The sequence below is a fragment of the Pseudomonas sp. CFBP 8770 genome (assembly GCF_014841705.1).
Classification (GTDB): domain Bacteria; phylum Pseudomonadota; class Gammaproteobacteria; order Pseudomonadales; family Pseudomonadaceae; genus Aquipseudomonas.
Window position 1 is genome coordinate 302,802 of record NZ_JACYUL010000001.1, and the last position, 17,772, is coordinate 320,573.

At 64.6% G+C, this 17,772-nt stretch carries 12 protein-coding genes; 3 read left to right on the forward strand and 9 right to left on the reverse strand.

Annotated elements, in window-relative coordinates:
* Positions 1-53 precede the first annotated feature (53 nt).
* From IFT98_RS01375 to IFT98_RS01405, 7 genes are all read right to left on the reverse strand, one after another.
* Positions 54-1,688, reverse strand: a complete 1,635-nt coding sequence (locus tag IFT98_RS01375) for a BatD family protein (protein WP_192049602.1) — start codon at positions 1,686-1,688, stop codon at positions 54-56.
* A complete protein-coding gene (locus IFT98_RS01380; RefSeq protein WP_192049600.1) occupies positions 1,685-3,427 on the reverse strand; it encodes a VWA domain-containing protein in 1,743 nt (580 codons plus the stop codon). The genes IFT98_RS01375 and IFT98_RS01380 overlap by 4 nt, the downstream gene beginning before the upstream one ends.
* Positions 3,424-4,500, reverse strand: a complete 1,077-nt coding sequence (locus tag IFT98_RS01385; protein ID WP_192049598.1) for a vWA domain-containing protein — start codon at positions 4,498-4,500, stop codon at positions 3,424-3,426. The genes IFT98_RS01380 and IFT98_RS01385 overlap by 4 nt, the downstream gene beginning before the upstream one ends.
* Positions 4,493-4,990: a DUF4381 domain-containing protein gene (locus IFT98_RS01390; RefSeq protein ID WP_192049596.1), complete on the reverse strand. Its 498-nt coding sequence runs from the start codon at positions 4,988-4,990 to the stop codon at positions 4,493-4,495. Before IFT98_RS01390 ends, IFT98_RS01385 begins: the two co-directional genes overlap by 8 nt.
* On the reverse strand, positions 4,987-5,931 hold the full coding sequence (locus IFT98_RS01395; RefSeq protein WP_192049594.1) for a DUF58 domain-containing protein: 945 nt from the start codon (positions 5,929-5,931) through the stop codon (positions 4,987-4,989). The genes IFT98_RS01390 and IFT98_RS01395 overlap by 4 nt, the downstream gene beginning before the upstream one ends.
* A 4-nt stretch (positions 5,932-5,935) precedes the next feature.
* On the reverse strand, positions 5,936-6,895 hold the full coding sequence (locus tag IFT98_RS01400) for an AAA family ATPase (RefSeq protein ID WP_122479105.1): 960 nt from the start codon (positions 6,893-6,895) through the stop codon (positions 5,936-5,938).
* A gap of 167 nt (positions 6,896-7,062) precedes the next feature.
* The gene (locus tag IFT98_RS01405; protein ID WP_122797374.1) at positions 7,063-7,413 is read right to left on the reverse strand and encodes a hypothetical protein; all 351 of its coding nucleotides are present in this window, start codon (positions 7,411-7,413) and stop codon (positions 7,063-7,065) included.
* A 268-nt stretch (positions 7,414-7,681) separates the two neighbouring features.
* On the opposite strand from IFT98_RS01405, the gene IFT98_RS01410 reads away from it, so the two are divergent.
* Positions 7,682-12,541: an NAD-glutamate dehydrogenase gene (locus IFT98_RS01410; protein ID WP_192049592.1), complete on the forward strand. Its 4,860-nt coding sequence runs from the start codon at positions 7,682-7,684 to the stop codon at positions 12,539-12,541.
* A gap of 162 nt (positions 12,542-12,703) precedes the next feature.
* Here IFT98_RS01410 and acnB read toward each other — a convergent pair whose 3' ends face one another.
* Positions 12,704-15,313, reverse strand: a complete 2,610-nt coding sequence (gene acnB / locus IFT98_RS01415; protein WP_122797376.1) for a bifunctional aconitate hydratase 2/2-methylisocitrate dehydratase — start codon at positions 15,311-15,313, stop codon at positions 12,704-12,706.
* A gap of 381 nt (positions 15,314-15,694) precedes the next feature.
* On the opposite strand from acnB, the gene IFT98_RS01420 reads away from it, so the two are divergent.
* Both IFT98_RS01420 and pdxB read left to right on the forward strand, forming a co-directional pair.
* Positions 15,695-16,174 (forward strand): DUF1289 domain-containing protein, encoded by a 480-nt coding sequence (locus IFT98_RS01420; protein WP_192049590.1) that lies wholly within the window; start codon positions 15,695-15,697, stop codon positions 16,172-16,174.
* A 122-nt stretch (positions 16,175-16,296) separates the two neighbouring features.
* The gene (pdxB, locus tag IFT98_RS01425) at positions 16,297-17,469 is read left to right on the forward strand and encodes a 4-phosphoerythronate dehydrogenase PdxB (protein WP_192049589.1); all 1,173 of its coding nucleotides are present in this window, start codon (positions 16,297-16,299) and stop codon (positions 17,467-17,469) included.
* Positions 17,470-17,552: 83 nt separating this feature from the next.
* On the opposite strand, the gene IFT98_RS01430 is transcribed toward pdxB, so the two are convergent.
* Positions 17,553-17,732, reverse strand: coding sequence for a PA1571 family protein (locus IFT98_RS01430; RefSeq protein WP_122797379.1), 180 nt, complete (start codon positions 17,730-17,732; stop codon positions 17,553-17,555).
* Between the last annotated feature and the right edge of the window lie 40 nt (positions 17,733-17,772).

Consider the following 17,772-nt stretch of genomic DNA (forward strand, 5'->3'; position numbering starts at 1 on the left):
TACGGATTCGGCGTGCGCCGACCGCCCCGAGGGTGTTTCCAGAGGGAAGGGGATCACTTGGGGTACAGCGGCGGCAATCCGGCGTTTTCTGCGGAAGGCTCCAGGGGCGGCTCGGTGCGCAGGAGGCTGCCGATGGCGCGCCATAGCTCCTCGCCCTGCCAGTATTGGCCACTTTCGCTGTAGAGCGCCCCATTGAGCCCATCCAGGGCATCGGACAGCGGCACGAAGCGCGCCGTCATGTCGGCCAGCGTCTCCGGTTGCTGCCGAGCCCAGGCGTCCAGGGCCTGGCGCGTTGCCTGAGGATCATTGGCCTGACAGGCGCGTTTCAGGTCGTCGAGCAAGGTGCGCGGGTTGGGCCCATTCTGTGCTGCGCGCAATACCGCCGGCTGTCCACGAGCCCGCCACCACAAGGCGAAGCCGATCATGGTGGTGAACAACAGCGTCACACTGGCGAGTTTCCATGGCCACGCAAGATCGGGGTCGGCATCGGCGGCGCCAACCGGGGTATCCACCATCAGGCTGGCGTTGCCGGCAACTTCCAGGCTGCGCGCGGGCAGACCGGTGCGCTCCAGATGGTCTTCATGGGTGTTCCACCAGACCACCTCGACACTCGGCAATTGCAGGGTGCCACTGCGCGCCGGTACCAGCGCCTCGCGTTCCTGGCGGCTGCCGATCAGACCCCGTTCACCGCTCTGGTTGTTCAACTGGGGCTGATCCGGGTAGCGTCGCAGGCCTTCCACTACGGTACTGGGCAAGGCCGGCAGCTGTGCGCTGGAGAGCCCCTCGGCCTTTACCTCCAGCGTACGGGTCAGAGAGTCGCCGACCTGGCTGCTCGGCGGGTCGGGGTTCCAGCTTTCACTCAGGCTCAGACTGCGTGCCGGCAACCACGGCGTGTCGGCGGGGTAGGCTGCTGGCACGCCCTTGACCGTCAAGGACATCTGCGCGGACGTCACCTTCATGAGCTTGCCGGGCCGCGGCGCGCTGTTGGCGCTGTCGCCAGGTGCGGTCGGCTCGACGGTGGTGGCGGTGAATGCCAGGGCGGGAATAATCAATTCGCCACTGCGCTGCGGATAGATCGCATAGCGCATCTCGATGACCCCGTGCCTAACGCCGTTGATGATCTTCTCGAAGGTGCGCGAGCCGCCCAGCGGCTCGATGCGCGCGTCGGCCAGTTGCAGAGGCGTCAGGCTGCTGTCGTCGTACAGGGGCACCGAGTGATAGATGCGCAAGGTCAACACCGCCTGGGCCTGCACATAGACACTGTCTTCATCCAGGCTGGCATCGATGAACACCGGCGCCATGTTGGCACGCAGCGGCTGGTCGCTGTGCAGCACTTGCAGCACGATTGGCTGGCTGCGCAGTTCACCCAGTTGCAGCGCAGCAATGGTAACGCTGCCGGTCTGTCGCGGGAGCAGGGTGATGATCCAGCGAGTCGTGGCCTGGCGGTCGCCATCCAGGCTGGTCAGGCGATTGACCTGGCGCGTGTCGCGCACCTCGAACGGGCCCTCGAGCGGCGTCAGATCGGGCTTGCCGAACTGCGTGACGTCGTTGGTTTCCAGGGTCAGTTCGACTGTTTCCCCTGAGTTGAGCCGCGAGCGATCGACGCTGGCCACCAGCGTGGCGGCATGCGCGCATTGGGCAAGCACGGCCAGGGTTGCACTGATGCAGAAGGCGCTGAAGCGACTCATCGACTCTTGTCCTGATGTTGTTGCTGTTCATACCAGAATTTGCGCCGCAACAGCTCGGCTGGATCGTCCGGAATCTGTCGCAGCCATTGTTCCAGGGCTTGGCGCTGTTCGGCATCCAGAGTGGTCTGGGCTGGCCGTGACGGCGGCCGGGTAGTGGACTCGTCATTCGGCGGCTGCGCCAGCGCCGAGGATTGTGCCTGATTCTGTTCTCCTCCAGCCTGACCGGAGGGGTTTTCTCGACTGCTCTGCGCGTCGTTGTTGCCTGGGGAAGCGTCGGCCGCCGTGGACGCGTTCGGATCCTCGGCGTCCGGCGCCGTCGCGCCCGGTGCGCGGGGCCGGTCGGCCTGGTCCGTGGAAGCTGCGGGAGGCTCGGCCTGGGCCTGGCGGACGAGTTGTTCCACCAGTGTGCGGTTGTCCAGCGCCGGCTGCAGGTCCGGCTGGCGCTCCAGCGCCTGCTCATAGGCGTCGAGGGCAGCTTCCAGTTCGCCGCTGCGCGCCAGGGCGTTGCCGCGGTTGTAGTGGTCGCGGGCGCTGTCGCCCTGGGCGAACCGCTCGGCGGCCGCTTCGTAGTCGCCCGCTTCGTACAGCGCCATGCCTTGCCACTGCGCATCGGCGAAGCGCCGCGCGGCCTGGGCCGGACGCTGCTGTTCGAGCAGGGCCTGGCCTTGCTGATCGCGGCGCAGCCAAAGGTCCTGAACATCGAAGGCATAACCTGGCTGCGGCACGATCAGCAGGCATAACGGCAAACAGAACAGCCAGCCGCGGCGGCCGGCGAGCGCCGCCAGCAACAGCAGGGGCAGCAGCAGCCAGTGACCTTGATCGGCCCAGCTGTCCAGCTGCTGTAGCTTGCCGTTGCCACGCAACACCGTGGGGCGATCGAGAAGGCCCAGGTTGCGCAGGTCCAGATCGTCCAGACGCGCTTGTCGGTACAGGCCGCCGACATCGGCAGCAAAGCTGCGCAGACCGACACTGTCCAGACGGGGCAAGCGAATCGCGCCTTGCTCGTCCTTGAGAAAATCACCGTTTTCCTGCTTCACCGGTGCACCGTCACGGGTGCCGATACCCAGAATCAACAATTGTGGCGAGTGCTGGTCCAGACGTTGGGCGATGCCCCGACGCTCGGCGTCGGACAGCTGCGACGCCAGCAGCAGGATGCGCCCCTGGCCCTGTTCCGCCTGGTCGAGCAAGTCCAGCGCGCGCTGCACGCCGAGGTCGGCGCGCTGGCCCTCGACAGGCATGATTGAGGGCTTGATTGCCTCCAGCAGGTTGCGACTGGTTCCCAGGTCATCGGACAGCGGCACCAACACGTGCGCGCTGCCGGCGTAGACGATAATGGCCGTCTGCGCATCACGGCGTGCGTCGAGCAGGTCCAGCAGTTTGCGCCGCGCCTGTTCCAGGCGATTGGGAGCCACATCGGTGGCCAGCATCTCGGGGCTCAGGGCGAGCACCACTACCAGCGGGTCGACGACGGTCCTGCCCGGCTGTTCGATGCGCTGCCAGCTGGGTCCCAACAGGGCCACCCCGGTCAGCAGCCAGGCCAGGCCCAGCACTATCCAGGGCGCCTTGCTCTGCCGACCGCTGCCACCGTCCAGCAGGACTCCGTGAAAGTGGCGGGGCAGCAGCAATTGCCAGCGCCCCGCGCGTTTCTGCCGGTGCCACAATTGCCACAGCAGCCAGACCAATGCTGGCCAGGCCAGCAGCCACCAGGGGCGAAACCAATGCGGCCACGCGTCGATCATTTGCGCCTCCGCAGCTGCAGCCGCTGCAGGCGCTCGCGCCATTGCGGAGCCGTCGGCAGAAAGCGGCGCTTGCGCAGGAACAGTTGCAGGGGATTGTTCGGCCAGTTCTGACGCACGACCAGCAACACGCTCAACAGCAACGCCGCGCTCAGCGGCCAGATATACAGCGCTTGCGCCGGTCGCGCCTGGGTGGGCTTCTGGTCGACCGGTTCCAGGGTGTCGAGGCTGGCGCCGATGGCTTGCAGCTGGTCACCGTCGCGGGCACGGAAGTACTGACCGCCGGTGATCTGCGCGATCTCGCGCAGAGAGGGCTCGTCCAGGTCCAGGCTGGGATTGAGCCCCAGCATGCTCAGCGCGCCATCGGCGCCGGGGTCGGCGCCGATGCCGATGGTATGGATGCGCACATGTTCCTGGGCCGCCAGGCGCGCGGCAGTGATGGGGTGAATCTGACCCCCATTGTTGGCGCCGTCGGTGACCAGAATGAGCACCCGGCTTTGCGCCGGGCGCAGGCGCAGACGTTTGAGCGCCAGGCCGATGGCGTCGCCGATGGCGGTGTTCTTACCGGCAATGCCGATCCGTGCTTCGTCGAGCCAGGTACGCACGGTGCGCCGGTCGAAGGTCAGCGGCGCCTGTACGTAGGCCTTGCTGCCGAACAGGATCAGCCCGACCCGGTCGCCCTGGCGATGTTCGAGAAAGTCACCGAGCAGGCGTTGGACCAGCTCCAGCCGACTGATGTCCTCGTTCTGCCAACGCATGTCGGGGTAGTCCATGGATCCGGACACATCCACCGCCACCAGCAGGTCGCGCCCGCTGGCAGCGATGGGCAGGGGGTCGCCCAGCCATTGCGGACGCGCCGCCGCGATCAGCAGCAGTAGCCACAGCAGCACGTAGGGCGCCTGTTGCTGCCAGGTCGGCAGGCTGATGCGTGCCCGGCGCCCGGCCAGCCCCTCGAGCTCATCGAGGAAGCTGACCTTGAGCGCCGCCTCGCCGCTGTCGGCGGCCGGCAGCAGCACACGCAGCAGCCACGGCAGCGGCAGCAGGGCGAAGACCCACAGCCAGGCGAACTCAAACATGCTTGCGTATCCAGGTTTCGACCGACTGCTGCAGGCCGGCGATGGCTTTGTCGTCCAGCTTGCACTCAGGCTTGTAGACGCCTTCGACCAGTACCATCCAGCGCGTGAGGCCGGCGGCCGGGCAGCGATTGTCGAGGAATGCCAGCCACTGGCGGCCATTGAGCACATGACTGTTGGCGTTCGGGTAGTGGTTGCGACACAGGCGCTTGAGCAGGCCGTTGATCTGCTGCAGCCACGCCCCGGCAGGTGCGCCATCGTAGGGTCGGGGCAAGCGCGCCAGCTCTTCCAGCGCGCCCTGGCGCACCGGATCCAGAAGTGGCTCGCCCACCATCGGCAGCACGGTCCTGCGGCGCCAGCGGTGACGCCAGTGCCAGGCGGCCCAGCCAAGGCTCGGCAGCAGCACGGCGAGCAGCCACCAGCCTGGGGCGGGTGGCCAGAGGCCGATCGGTGGCGGCGCGATCAACGGCTGCAACTGCTCCAGGGTACTCATTTGAGTGTGCCCGGCCGCTGCGGATTGAGGTATTCGCGCAGTTGCTCGATCATCTCGCTCTGCGTGCTCAGGGGCATCAGCAGCACACGCAGTTTTTGCGCCAGGCGTTCCCAGCGGGCGATGCGCGCTTCGCTCAACGCGCGGTAGGCCAGGCGCATCTCCGGGTTCAGCGTATCGATTTCCATCTGCCTGCCACGCTGGGCAAAACGCAATAGCCCGGCGGCCGGCAGCGCATGATCGAGCGGGTCGGACACCGGCAGCAACAGCAGGTCGCAGTGGCGCGACAGCAGGCTGAGCTGCTGCTCGGCGCCGTCGGTCAGCGCGCGCTCATCACAGATGACGATGGCCAGGCTGCCGGGGCGCAACACTTCGCGCGCCCGACGCAGGGCCATGCCCAGCGCGTCCTTTTCCGGCAGCGCTTCGGTGTGCAGCGACTGGTTAACGCGCACCAGGCGGTTGAGCAACTGCAGCAGGCTCTGCTTGCTGCGTCGGGGCTTGATCTCGTAGTGCTCGCCGTCGCCGAACACCAGCCCGCCAACTCGATCGTTGTGCCCCAGCGCGGCCCAGCCGATCAACGCCGCGGCCTGGGCGGCGAGCACCGACTTGAACATCTGGCCCGAGCCGAAGAACAACCGCCGGCTCTGCTCGACGAGAATGAAGATGGGCCGCTCGCGCTCCTCGTGGAACAGCTTGGTGTGCGGCTCCTGGGTGCGCGCCGTGACCCGCCAGTCGATGCTGCGCACATCGTCACCTGCCTGATACACGCGCACCTGGTCGAAGTCCACACCGCGGCCGCGCAGTTTGGAGTGGTGCAGGCCGATCAACGGGCTGCGCTGGGCCGGGGTGGAGAACAGCTGCACTTCGCGCACCCGATGGCGCATTTCGATCAGCTCGGCCAGGCTGATGCGAATGCCAGGCTCTGGCCGCGGCTCCTGGGTCATGGGGCTAGGCGACGGCAACGACGTCGAGGATGCGCTGGATCACGCGATCCTGATCGACCCCGGCGGCTTCCGCTTCGAACGACAGGATGATGCGATGGCGCAGCACATCGAACAGCACGGCCTGGATGTCTTCCGGGCTGACGAAGTCGCGCCCCGCCAGCCAGGCATGGGCGCGTGCGCAGCGATCCAGGGAAATGGAGCCCCGCGGGCTGGCGCCATAGGCCAGCCATTCGCCGAGCTCGGCGTCGAACTTGCTTGGGGTGCGCGTCGCCATGACCAGCTGCACCAGGTATTCCTCCACCGCATCGGCCATGTACAGCCCGAGGATCTCCTTGCGTGCGGCGAAGATGGCCTGCTGGCTGACACGCCGCTCGGGCTTGGTTTCGCCATTGAGCGCCTCACCGCGGGCCTGCTGCAGGATGCGCCGTTCCACGGCCGCATCCGGAAAGCCGATCTTGACGTGCATCAGGAAGCGATCGAGCTGCGCTTCGGGCAGCGGGTAGGTGCCTTCCTGCTCGATCGGGTTCTGCGTTGCCATGACCAGGAACAGCGGAGACAGGTCGTAGGTGCTGCGACCGACGCTGACCTGGCGCTCGGCCATGGCTTCGAGCAGGGCTGACTGCACCTTGGCAGGCGCACGGTTGATTTCGTCGGCCAGCACCAGATTATGGAAGATCGGCCCCTGCTGGAACACGAAGCTGCCGGTTTCGGGTCGATAGATCTCGGTGCCGGTGATGTCGGCCGGCAGCAGGTCCGGGGTGAACTGGATACGGTGAAACTGCGCCTCGACGCCTTCGGCCAGTTCCTTGATGGCTTTGGTCTTGGCCAGCCCCGGCGCTCCCTCGACCAGCATGTGACCGTCCGCCAGCAGCACGATCAGCAGACGCTCGACCAGTTTTTCCTGGCCAAGGATCTGCGTTGAAAGAAAGGTTCGCAGCGCCATCAGCGCTTCACGATGTTCCATCGTCGACGGTTCCTGAAAAAGGGACCGAGTACGCAGGTGAGGGCGTCTTGGCCGGGGGTCACTACTTTAATGCATTGGCGGGTGGCAGAGAAATCGGCATGTTCGATCGGGCAACTCTGTGGCCGCTCCTACACGTATACAGCTATACACAGCTGCGGAGAGCGAGGTCAGTTGATTGCCAATGTCCCGACACCCGCCAGCAGAATCCTCAATGTCTCCCCGATCTCCGCCAGTTCCGCCGCATCGCTGGAATGCTCTATTTCCAGCACATCATCGCCACCGAACACATCGGCATCCGCAGCGGCCACTTCCACCAGCAGGTGCTTGGCGCTCAGGGTCACCTTCAGGTCGCGCAGCAGGTAAGGCTCTTCACCGAGGGTGATTTCCAGCTCTTCTTCGTCCGGAAAGCGCGTCATCAGAAACATTTCTTCAGCGCTGCCGTGGCAGCACAGCAGCGCCATGTCGTCTTCTTCTTCGTCACGGGGGTTGACCAGCAACAGAGTGGCGGTGATGCGCATGCGGGGGAACCTGTCATATGAATGTGCCATGATTATACCCGACTACTGTCCGATCGGCTGGAACGCCCGTACCAGCGGTCTCGTACGACAACTCCTGCATGACCGAATATGTCGCCGCACCGCAAGAGTGCATGCCGGGCTCTGGGTAAGCTAGGTCGTTGGACCTCTTGAAATGTCGCCCCGCAGCGCCGGATTGGCTATGGTTGATCCGAACCGGGGTGACTTGCGACGCTTCACCCAATAACAAAGCCCAAGCGGAGTACCACAGATGGCGTTCTTCACCGCAGCCAGCAAAGCCGACTTCCAGCATCAACTGCAATCGGCCCTGGCTCAGCACATCAGCGAACAGGCACTGCCACAAGTGGCGCTGTTCGCCGATCAGTTCTTCGGCATCATCTCGTTGGACGAGCTCACCCAGCGGCGCCTCAGCGACCTGGCCGGCTGCACCCTGTCGGCCTGGCGTCTGTTGCAGCGCTTCGATCACGCCAAACCGCAGGTGCGCGTCTACAACCCCGATTACGAACGTCACGGCTGGCAGTCCACCCACACCGCCGTCGAAGTGCTGCATCACGACCTGCCGTTCCTGGTGGATTCGGTGCGCACCGAGCTCAACCGTCGCGGCTACAGCATCCATACCCTGCAGACCACCGTGCTCAGCGTGCGCCGCGGCAGCCAGGGCGAGCTGCTCGAAGTGCTGGCCAAGGGTGCCCAGGGCGAAGACGTCCTGCACGAATCGCTGATGTACCTGGAAATCGACCGTTGCGCCAACGCCGCCGAGCTCAGCGTGCTGGCCCGGGAGCTGGAGCAGGTGCTGGGCGAAGTGCGGATGGCGGTGCAGGACTTCGAGCCGATGAAGGCCAAGGTCCGCGAAATGATCACGCTGGTCGAGCAGACCGCGTTCGCCAGCGACGCGCAGGAAAAAGCCGAGATCACCGCATTCCTCGAATGGTTGACCGACAACCACTTCACCTTCCTGGGCTACGAGGAGTTCGTGGTCGACGCCGATGCGCAGGGTGGCCAGCTGCGCTACGACCCGCAGTCGTTCCTGGGCCTGACCCGGCTGCTGCGTGCCGGCCTGACCAGCGAAGACCTGCATATCGAAGACTACGCCGTGCAGTACCTGCACGAGCCGATGCTGCTGTCCTTCGCCAAGGCCGCGCACCCCAGCCGTGTGCATCGCCCGGCCTATCCCGACTACGTGTCGATCCGTCAGATCGACGGCGACGGCAAGGTGCTCAAGGAATGCCGCTTCATGGGCCTGTACACCTCGTCGGTGTATGGCGAAAGCGTGCGCGAAATTCCCTACATCCGGCGCAAGGTCGCCGAGATCGAACGCCGCTCCGGTTTCCACGCCAAGGCGCACCTGGGCAAGGAACTGGCCCAGGTGGTCGAGGTGCTGCCGCGCGACGACCTGTTCCAGACCCCGATCGACGAGCTGTTCAGCACCGTCATGTCGATCGTGCAGATCCAGGAACGCAACAAGATCCGCGTGTTCCTGCGCAAGGACCCCTACGGGCGCTTCTGCTACTGCCTGGCCTACGTGCCGCGCGACGTGTACTCCACCGAAGTACGGCAGAAGATCCAGCAGGTGCTCATGGAGCGCCTCAAGGCCAGCGATTGCGAGTTCTGGACGTTCTTCTCCGAGTCCGTGCTGGCTCGCGTGCAGCTGATCCTGCGCGTGGACCCCAAGAGCCGTCTGGACATCGACCCGCAGCAACTGGAAAACGAAGTGATCCAGGCCTGCCGTTCGTGGCAGGACGACTACGCCAGCCTGACCATCGAAAGCTTCGGCGAGGCCGCCGGCACCAATGTACTGGCCGACTTCCCGAAAGGCTTCCCGGCCGGTTTCCGCGAGCGCTTCGCCGCGCATTCGGCGGTAGTCGACATGCAGCACTTGCTGGCGCTGTCCGAATCGCGCCCGCTGGTGATGAGTTTCTACCAGCCACTGGCGCAGGGCGGTGAACGCCAGCTGCATTGCAAGCTGTACCACGCCGACACGCCGCTGGCGTTGTCCGACGTGTTGCCGATCCTCGAGAACCTGGGCCTGCGCGTACTGGGCGAATTCCCTTACCGCCTGCGCCATCGCAGCGGTCGCGAGTACTGGATCCATGACTTCGCCTTTACCTACAGCGAAGGCCTGAACCTCGATATCCAGCAGCTCAACGACACGCTGCAGGATGCCTTCGTGCACATCGTGCGCGGCGACGCCGAGAACGACGCGTTCAACCGCCTGGTGCTCACCGCCGGCCTGCCATGGCGCGACGTCGCGTTGCTGCGTGCCTATGCGCGCTATCTCAAGCAGATCCGCCTGGGCTTCGACCTCGGCTACATCGCCAGCACCCTGAACAACCATACCGACATTGCCCGTGAACTGACGCGGCTGTTCAAGACCCGCTTCTACCTGGCGCGCAAGCTGGCAGGCGATGACCTGGACGACAAGCAGCAACGCCTGGAGCAGGCCATCCTGAGTGCCCTGGACGACGTTCAGGTGCTCAACGAAGACCGCATCCTGCGTCGCTATCTGGACCTGATCAAGGCCACCCTGCGTACCAACTTCTACCAGCCCGATGCCAACGGCCAGGTCAAGTCGTACTTCAGCTTCAAGTTCAACCCCAAGCTGATTCCCGAACTGCCCAAGCCGGTGCCCAAGTTCGAGATCTTCGTCTACTCGCCGCGGGTCGAAGGCGTTCACCTGCGTTTCGGCAACGTCGCCCGCGGTGGCTTGCGCTGGTCGGACCGCGAGGAAGACTTCCGCACCGAGGTACTGGGCCTGGTCAAGGCGCAGCACGTGAAGAACTCGGTGATCGTACCGGTGGGCGCCAAGGGCGGGTTCGTTCCGCGCCGGTTGCCGCTGGGCGGCAGCCGCGACGAGGTGCAGAACGAGGCCGTGGCCTGCTACCGTATCTTCATCTCCGGTCTGCTCGACATCACCGACAACCTCAAGGACGGCAGCGTGGTGCCGCCGGCCAACGTCGTGCGTCACGACGATGACGACCCGTACCTGGTGGTGGCCGCAGACAAGGGCACCGCGACCTTTTCCGACATCGCCAACGGCATTGCCATCGACTACGGCTTCTGGCTCGGCGACGCGTTCGCCTCCGGCGGCTCGGCGGGCTACGACCACAAGAAGATGGGTATCACCGCCAAAGGTGCCTGGGTCGGCGTGCAGCGGCATTTCCGCGAACGCGGCATCAACGTGCAGAAAGACAGCATCACCGTCATCGGTATCGGCGACATGGCCGGCGACGTGTTCGGCAATGGCTTGTTGATGTCCGACAAGCTGCAACTGGTGGCGGCATTCAACCACCTGCACATCTTCATCGATCCCAACCCCGAGCCGGCCAGCAGCTTCGCCGAGCGTCAGCGCCTGTACGACCTGCCACGCTCCGCGTGGAGCGACTACGACACCTCGATCATGTCAGCCGGTGGCGGCATCTTCTCGCGCAGCGCCAAGAGCATTGCCATCAGCGCGCAGATGAAAGAGCGCTTCGACATCAAGGCCGACAAGCTGACCCCGACCGAGCTGCTCAACGCGCTGCTCAAGGCGCCGGTCGACCTGCTGTGGAACGGCGGTATCGGTACCTACGTCAAGTCCAGTGACGAGAGCCACGCCGATGTCGGCGACAAGGCCAACGACGCCCTGCGCGTGAATGGCAACGAGCTGCGCTGCAAAGTGGTGGGCGAGGGCGGCAACCTGGGCATGACCCAGCTGGGCCGTGTCGAGTTCGGCCTCAACGGCGGCGCGACCAACACCGACTTCATCGACAACGCGGCCGGGGTGGATTGCTCCGACCACGAAGTCAACATCAAGATCCTGCTCAACGAAGCCGTGCAGGCCGGGGACATGACCGAGAAGCAGCGCAACCTGCTGCTGGGCAGCATGACCGAGGAAGTCGGCCATCTGGTGCTGGGCAACAACTACAAGCAGACCCAGGCGCTGTCCCTTGCGGCGCGCAAGGCCTACGAGCGACTGGCCGAGTACCGTCGTCTGATGGCCGACCTGGAAGCACGCGGCAAGCTGGATCGCGCCATCGAGTTCCTGCCGACCGAGGAGCAGCTCAACGAGCGCGTCGCGAACAAGCAGGGTCTGACCCGAGCCGAGCTGTCGGTACTGATCTCCTACAGCAAGATCGACCTCAACGAAGCGCTGCTGGCTTCGGCAGTACCTGACGACGTCTATCTGACTCGCGACATGGAGACGGCCTTCCCGCCGTCGCTGGTCAGCAAGTACGCCGAGGCCATGCGCAGCCACCGCCTCAAGCGCGAGATCGTCAGCACCCAGATCGCCAACGACCTGGTCAACAACATGGGCATCACCTTCGTGCAGCGCTTGAAGGAGTCCACTGGCATGACCCCGGCCAGCGTGGTCGGGGCCTACGCCATCGTGCGCGACATCTTCCACCTGCCGCACTGGTTCCGCCAGATCGAGGCGCTGGACTATCAGGTGTCTGCCGATGTCCAGCTGGCTCTGATGGACGAGCTGATGCGCCTGGGTCGACGGGCTACCCGCTGGTTCCTGCGCAGCCGCCGCAACGAGCTGGACGCCGGTCGCGATGTGGCGCATTTCGGTCCGCACATCGCAGCGTTGGGGCTCAAGCTCGACGAGCTGCTCGAGGGTCCGACCCGCGAGCGGTGGCAGACCCGCTACCAGGGCTATGTCGAGTCTGGCGTACCGGAGCTGCTGGCGCGCATGGTTGCCGGCACCAGCCACCTGTACACGCTGTTGCCGATCATCGAAGCGTCGGACGTCACCGGCCAGAATGCCGCCGAAGTGGCCAAGGCATTCTTCGCCGTGGGCAGCAAGCTGGACCTGACCTGGTACCTGCAGCAGATCAGCAGCCTGCCGGTGGAGAACAATTGGCAGGCGCTGGCGCGCGAGGCCTTCCGCGACGACATCGACCTGCAGCAACGGGCGATCACCATTTCGGTGCTGAAGATGCAGGATGCGCCGGGTGATGTCGAAGAGCGCCTGGACCTGTGGCTGGAACAGCACGAGGTGATGGTCAAGCGCTGGCGTGCCATGCTCGACGAGATCAAGGCCGCCACGGGTACCGACTACGCCATGTACGCAGTGGCGAATCGCGAACTGATGGACCTGGCATTGAGTGGGGGCGTGCAAGTCAGCTGAGGCGAGGTTGGCTTTTTCGCGGCCGATGACCGCTCCTACGGGTTATCCGTAGGAACGGTCATCTGCAGCTAAGCGCTCAGCGCCTATCTCTGACCCGATCACCGCCCACAAAAAAACCCGTCATTCGACGGGTTTTTTCGTTCAGCTCATTTCAGCGTGGCATCAAGCCTGAACCACCGGAATGTTCGCGTTGGCCGCAGCATCGCGGAACTCGGCGATCTGGTCGAAGCTGAGGTAGCGGTACACATCGGCAGCCATGCTGTCGATGCTGGCCGCATAGCCCATGTACTCTTCAACGGTCGGCAGCTTGCCCAGAATGGACGCCACGGCGGCCAGCTCGGCGGATGCCAGGTACACGTTGGCACCATCGCCCAGGCGGTTCGGGAAGTTGCGCGTCGAGGTGGACACTACGGTGGAGTTGGGTTCCACGCGTGCCTGGTTACCCATGCACAGCGAGCAGCCCGGCATCTCCATGCGTGCGCCCGCCTTGCCGTAGATGCCGTAGTAGCCTTCCTCGGTCAGCTGATGGGCATCCATCTTGGTCGGCGGCGACAGCCACAGACGCGTCGGCAGTTGGCCCTTGACCTTGTCGAGCAGCTTGCCGGCAGCGCGGAAGTGGCCGATGTTGGTCATGCACGAACCGATGAACACTTCGTCGATCTTCTCGCCCTGAACGGTGGACAGCAGACGTGCATCGTCCGGATCGTTCGGTGCACACAGGACCGGCTCTTTCAAGTCGCTCAGGTCGATCTCGATGATTTCGGCGTATTCGGCGTCGGCGTCGGCACTCAGCAGTTCCGGGTTGGCCAGCCACGCTTCCATGGCCTGCGCACGACGTTCCATGGTCCGCGCATCGCCGTAGCCTTCGCTGATCATCCAGCGCAGCAGGGTGATGTTGGACTTCAGGTATTCGGCAATGGCCTTTTCCGGCAGCTTGATGGTGCAACCGGCGGCAGAGCGCTCGGCCGAAGCGTCGGACAGTTCGAACGCCTGTTCCACGGTCAGCTCGTTCAAGCCTTCGATTTCCAGGATGCGGCCCGAGAAGGCGTTGATCTTGCCTTTCTTCTCGACGGTCAGCAGGCCTTTCTGAATGGCGTAGTAAGGGATCGCATGGACCAGGTCGCGCAGGGTGATGCCTGGTTGCATGGTGCCCTTGAAGCGCACCAGCACCGACTCGGGCATGTCCAGCGGCATGACGCCGGTAGCGGCCGCGAAGGCCACCAGACCGGAGCCGGCCGGGAACGAGATGCCGATCGGGAAGCGAGTGTGCGAGTCACCACCGGTGCCGACGGTATCCGGCAGCAGCATGCGGTTCAGCCAGCTGTGGATGATGCCGTCGCCTGGACGCAGGGATACGCCGCCACGAGTGCGGATGAAATCCGGCAGGGTGTGGTGGGTGGTCACGTCGATCGGCTTGGGATAGGCCGCGGTGTGGCAGAAGGACTGCATGACCAGGTCGGCGGAGAAGCCCAGGCACGCCAGGTCTTTCAGCTCGTCGCGGGTCATCGGGCCAGTGGTGTCCTGGGAACCGACGGTGGTCATCTTCGGCTCGCAGTAGGTGCCGGGGCGCACGCCCTGGTTCTCTGGCAGGCCGCAGGCCTTGCCGACCATCTTCTGCGCCAGGGTGTAGCCCTTGCCGGTGTCGACCGGGGCTTCGGGCAGCTTGAACAGATCGGTCGGGCCCAGGCCCAGCTCGGCACGCGCCTTGTCGGTCAGGCCGCGGCCGACGATCAGCGGGATACGACCGCCTGCACGGACTTCGTCGAGCAGTACCGGGGTCTTGAGCTCGAAGGTGGTGATCACTTCGTCGCTGTCGTGCTTGCAGACCTTGCCCTGGTGCGGGTACAGGTCGATCACGTCACCCATGTTGATGTTCGACACGTCGAACTCGATCGGCAGGGCGCCGGCGTCTTCCATGGTGTTGTAGAAGATCGGAGCGATCTTGGTGCCGAAGCAGAAACCGCCGGCGCGCTTGTTCGGCACGTACGGGATGTCGGTACCGAAGAACCACAGCACCGAGTTGGTCGCCGACTTGCGCGACGAACCGGTACCGACCACGTCACCCACGTAGGCGACCGGGTAGCCGTCGGCGTACATCTGGGCAATCTGCTTCATCGGGCCGATCGAGCCCTGCACGTCGGGCACGATGCCTTCGCGAGCCATCTTCAGCATCGCCAGGGCGTGCAATGGGATGTCCGGGCGCGACCAGGCGTCGGGCGCAGGCGAGAGGTCGTCGGTGTTGGTTTCGCCGGTGACCTTGAAGACCCGCAGGCTGATCTTGTCGGCCAGGGTCGGACGCTTCTTGAACCACTCGCCGTCGGCCCAGGATTGCAGCACGCCTTGAGCGTGGGCATTGCCGTTCTTGGCTTTTTCCGCGACGTCGTGGAAGGCATCGAACATCAGCAGGGTGAACTTGAGCTGTTCGGCGGCAACCGGCGCCAGGGTCGCGTCGTCGAGCAGTTCGACCATGGTGGCGATGTTGTAGCCGCCTTGCATGGTGCCGAGCAGTTCAACGGCACGCTTGCTGTCGATCAGTGGCGATGTGGCTTCGCCCTTGGCCAGGGCGGAGAGGAAGCCGGCCTTGACGTAGGCGGCTTCGTCGACCCCTGGCGGTACGCGGTTGGTGATCAGGTCGACCAGGAAGGTTTCTTCGCCGGCAGGAGGGTTTTTCAGCAGCTCGACCAGGCCTGCGGTTTGTTCGGCGTTAAGCGGCTGGGGCACGATACCCTGGGCGGCACGCTCTTCGATGTGTTTGCGATAGGCTTCAAGCACAGTTATTACCCTCATCAGTGGTCCCGGAAGGGACGCTCATCCAGAGAACGCCTGCATCCATGCGCACGGTCTTTTCGGCCGTTCAGTCAGGAGGGCAGGTGTTCCATGCAGAAGCTGTTTTCAAAGTTTTACGCCTGTAGAAGGGAAATCTGATGAGGGCTGGCACCGGACGAGCGGTGCCAACACCCTTCTACTGGATCAACTGTGCTCGTGACGCTTTGAAAACAGCTTCCAATGGACATTGGCGCCTAAAAAGGCTGCATGATTCTACTTTATTTTGCGCAGGAAGTTAAGTTAAGCCCCACGATTTCTGGGGTGACCCCTGTTAGACAAAGGACTAACATGCGCCCGGTGTTCCACCGTCCAGCGTGCCGATCCGCCATGTCCAACCACTCCATCAAGACGCCCTGCGTGGGCCTGTGCTCCACCGTCTACGGTGACCTGGTATGCCGGGGCTGCAAGCGCTACCACCATGAAGTCATCCATTGGAACGGCTATGACGAAGCGCAGAAACGCGCGGTATGGATCCGTCTGGAGCAGTTGCTGGTGCAGGTGATGGTGGCCAAGCTGGAAGTCTTCGATGCGTCGAAGCTGCGCCAACAGCTGGAACAACGCAAGATCCGTTTCGTCGAGCGCCAGTCGGAGTACTGCTGGGCCTACCAGTTGATCGCCCGCGGCGCCCGCGTGATCAACAACCTGGAGGCCTATGGTCTGGTGCTGCTGCCCGAGTTCCGCGACTGGGATCTGCCACAGTTGCGCGATGCCATCGATCGGGAGTTCTTCATCCTGTCCGAGGCGCATTACCAGCGTTATATCGCGCCGGCGTTCGTGCGCGAGCTGAACGAACAGCGCATTATCTGAACTTGCAGCGAGGCCTTCGCGGGCAGAGACCCGCTCCCACAGGGTCCGCGCCAGTCTCTGTGGGAGCGGGTCTCTGCCCGCGAAGAGGCCCGCCCTGACCCCTCACAACCCCGGATACCCCCATGCTCATAGTCGCCGACGAAAACATCCCGCTGCTCGACGCATTTTTCGCAGGCTTCGGGGAAATACGCCGCTACCCAGGCCGAGCGATCGACCGCACTGCTGTCGCCGAGGCCGACATCCTGCTGGTGCGCTCGGTGACCCAGGTCGATCGTACCCTGCTCGAAGGCAGCAACGTGCGCTTCGTCGGCACCTGTACCATCGGCACCGACCACCTCGACCTCGATTACTTCGGCGAAGCCGGTATCCACTGGGCCAGCGCGCCGGGATGCAATGCCCGTGGCGTGGTCGACTACGTGCTGGGCAGCCTGCTGACCCTGAGCGAGATCGAAGGCCTGGCGTTGCCCCAGCGCTGCTACGGCATCGTCGGCGGCGGTCAGGTCGGTGGCCGCCTGGTGCAGGTACTGCGCGGCCTGGGCTGGGATGTGAGGGTGTGCGACCCCTTGCGCGCAGCAAAGGAGGGCGGCGACTTCGTCAGCCTGGAACACATCGTCGAGCATTGCGATGTGATCAGCCTGCACACACCGCTGACCCGCGGCGGCCCCCACCCGACCTGGCACCTGTTCGACGGCCCGCGCTTGCGCGCGCTCAAACCGGGTACCTGGCTGATCAATGCCGCGCGCGGCCCGGTGGTCGACAACGCTGCATTGCTTGAAGTGCTGCTCGAACGCGAAGACCTGCAGGCGGTGCTCGACGTCTGGGAGCACGAACCGGCGGTCGACCGGGCGCTGGCCGAGTGCTGCGTGATCGGCACCCCGCACATCGCTGGCTACAGCCTCGACGGTCGTCGTCGCGGCACGGCGCAGATCCATCAGGCGCTGTGCGACTTTCTCGGTCGCAGCGTCGATGTCCGCCTGGACGACCTGCTGCCCAGGCCCTGGCTCGGCGAAGTCAGCCTGAGTGCCGACAGCGACCCGGTCTGGGCGTTGGCCATGCTCTGTCGGGGCGTCTACGACCCGCGGCGCGACGATGCCGACTTCCGTCGCAGCCTGGCCGTTGACGGCCGGCAAGACCTTCCCCATGACGCCGACAATGCCCGGCAGCGGCTGGCCTTCGACCAGCTGCGCAAGCACTACCCGCCGCGTCGCGAAATCGAAGGGCTGCGCGTACACATCGACGGTCCGGCGCCGGAGCTCGAGCGCATCGTCGCGGCGCTGGGTGCGGTGCTGGTCTAGAACAGCATCGCTGGCCGAAGGCCTGAAAATCGAAACCCGGCCACCTGGACCGGGTTTCGAAGGCAGCGCAGCGGCGGGCTCGATCAGTCGTTGCCGACCGGCTTCACCACGTGTTCTTCCAGTTCGCGGCAGGCGTCCTGCACCATGTCTTCGGTGATGGGTACTTCGCGCCCCTGTTCATCGATGATCGCGCCCCCAACCGGCTCGTGGGGGTTCACGCGTACCACTTCGATGCTTTTCTGGGTGTCGTCATGCGAGCTCATGGCCTGTCTCCTCTTCAGGTGTGTGCGCCGTCTGCTTCGG

Excerpts from the sequence above, each read along its gene's own strand:
- IFT98_RS01405 (WP_122797374.1), bottom strand. The coding sequence starts at position 7,413 with ATGCGCATCACCGCCACTCTGTTGCTGGTCAACCCCCGTGACGAAGAA.
- IFT98_RS01420 (WP_192049590.1), top strand. The coding sequence starts at position 15,695 with ATGTCCAACCACTCCATCAAGACGCCCTGCGTGGGCCTGTGCTCCACC.
- IFT98_RS01410 (WP_192049592.1), top strand. The coding sequence starts at position 7,682 with ATGGCGTTCTTCACCGCAGCCAGCAAAGCCGACTTCCAGCATCAACTG.
- IFT98_RS01385 (WP_192049598.1), bottom strand. The coding sequence starts at position 4,500 with ATGTTTGAGTTCGCCTGGCTGTGGGTCTTCGCCCTGCTGCCGCTGCCG.
- IFT98_RS01395 (WP_192049594.1), bottom strand. The coding sequence starts at position 5,931 with ATGACCCAGGAGCCGCGGCCAGAGCCTGGCATTCGCATCAGCCTGGCC.
- IFT98_RS01430 (WP_122797379.1), bottom strand. The coding sequence starts at position 17,732 with ATGAGCTCGCATGACGACACCCAGAAAAGCATCGAAGTGGTACGCGTG.
- pdxB (WP_192049589.1), top strand. The coding sequence starts at position 16,297 with ATGCTCATAGTCGCCGACGAAAACATCCCGCTGCTCGACGCATTTTTC.
- IFT98_RS01380 (WP_192049600.1), bottom strand. The coding sequence starts at position 3,427 with ATGATCGACGCGTGGCCGCATTGGTTTCGCCCCTGGTGGCTGCTGGCC.
- IFT98_RS01375 (WP_192049602.1), bottom strand. The coding sequence starts at position 1,688 with ATGAGTCGCTTCAGCGCCTTCTGCATCAGTGCAACCCTGGCCGTGCTT.
- IFT98_RS01400 (WP_122479105.1), bottom strand. The coding sequence starts at position 6,895 with ATGGAACATCGTGAAGCGCTGATGGCGCTGCGAACCTTTCTTTCAACG.
- IFT98_RS01390 (WP_192049596.1), bottom strand. The coding sequence starts at position 4,990 with ATGAGTACCCTGGAGCAGTTGCAGCCGTTGATCGCGCCGCCACCGATC.